This is a genomic window from Corynebacterium sp. (assembly GCF_012837295.1).
Lineage (GTDB): Bacteria > Actinomycetota > Actinomycetes > Mycobacteriales > Mycobacteriaceae > Corynebacterium.
Genome location: NZ_DURI01000350.1, coordinates 1 through 1,533 on the forward strand (window position 1 = coordinate 1; position 1,533 = coordinate 1,533).

General features: G+C 72.3%; 2 protein-coding genes. Both read right to left on the reverse strand.

Annotated features, from left to right (window positions below):
• Window positions 1-437, reverse strand: a 437-nt coding sequence (locus GX015_RS11475; protein ID WP_291345265.1) for an SLBB domain-containing protein, incomplete at its 3' end; no start/stop codon positions are given.
• A 108-nt stretch (window positions 438-545) separates the two neighbouring features.
• Window positions 546-1,533 (reverse strand): DegV family protein (locus tag GX015_RS11480; RefSeq protein WP_291345267.1); only part of this gene is annotated, 988 nt, incomplete at its 5' end.

The window sequence follows — 1,533 nt, forward strand, 5'->3', positions numbered from 1 at the left end:
ACGCTGGCGGGGTTGGCCTCGGGAAGCATCCCGCCGGCGGCATGAATCGCGTCGGCCACGCGCGCGACGCCGGGCACGGTCACCACTCCCGGATGATGAACCATCCCCACCACCGACACGATGATCTCCGCCGGCGGCGCCGGAGGCTCGCTCGGGGCGTCCACCGCTGCGCCCGGATCTGCCGACGTCGGCAGGCCACCCCGCCCCTGCCCCGCATCGACCAGCGACGTGTCCACCACCGGCATGTCCACGACCGGCCCGCGCGACAGTGCCCACCCCGCGACAATCGCGACCAGCACGACGGCCCCCGCCATCGCCACGGCCACCACCGCCCGCCGGTTCACGGCGATGCGCCGCCGCGAATAGTCGACGGGCATCGCCTCCTCGGCGGGCACCGGCTCCAGCAGGTCACCCAAACGCGAATGCAACGAATCCACGCCCGCACGCTAAGCCCGCCGCGCCCCTCCCCGCGCGGCGCGAAGGGCCGGATTCGCTCCGATTGTGGATGAATCCCGCCCTGTGGAAAACCTCGAAAAGCGCTGCGCTTACCGCTTTACGACGCCTCCGTGTTCCCCTTCGCCGCCATTATCGGGAGCGCTCTCGACATCGTCGGCGCCGGACTCCGACGTCTGGGAATCCGCCGATTCGGACCGAGCGGCCTCGAGTGCGCTGCCTTCCGCGTTTTCGGCATCCTCGTTGCCCGCGTCGCTCGCGCCATCCCCACCATTGGCGCGGTCCGCGGCCTTCTGCGCCGCCTCTTCGCGGGCCACTCGACCGAACGCCGCGCCCTCGGGATCGGAGTTGTCGCGGCGGGCCAGCTCGGCGATCGCGTGCGCCAGCGCCTCGGCCTTTTCGATGGCGGCGCGGCGGTTCTCGGACCACGTCGGCAACTTCGCGGCGACGGTCGTGAACAGCGGCGACGCATCGCGGCCGACCACCTTCGTCGGCGGCAGCTCCGTATCGGCATCCGCACCAGCGCCTGCACCGCCCGCACCTGCACCGGCCCCGCCAGCAGCCGCGACCGCCGCACCCGCCGCTTCCTCGGCAACGACCATCCCCAGCGCGTACGCCCCGGGCCCGGTGTGCGCGACCAGCGCGGCCGGCAGATCGACGACATCGAACGTCGACCCCTCCGGCAGCTCCAGCGACAGCATGGCGTGCAGCTCCTCGACGCGCTCGTCGGCCCCGGAATGCTGCAGCATCACGTGCGCGGGACGCCCGGCCGCCTCCGTCGCCGCGAAGTCGACGAGCTTGTCCAGCACCTTCGCCTCCGTGCGGCACTTGGCCACCAGCCCCAGCGTCCCATCCTGAATGCCGACGATCGGCTTGATCGCCAACGCCGTCGACAACACGGCCTGGCCGGTGGAAATGCGGCCGCCGCGACGCAGCAGCTCGAGCTTGGGCACGTACAGCCACAGGCGGTTGCGGTCCAGCACGTCCTCGGCGACGGCGACGCACTCGTCCAGATCCCCGCCCTCGGCGGCCTTCTCGGCGGCGGCGACGGCGGCCGCGCCCATACCGGCGCCGACCATC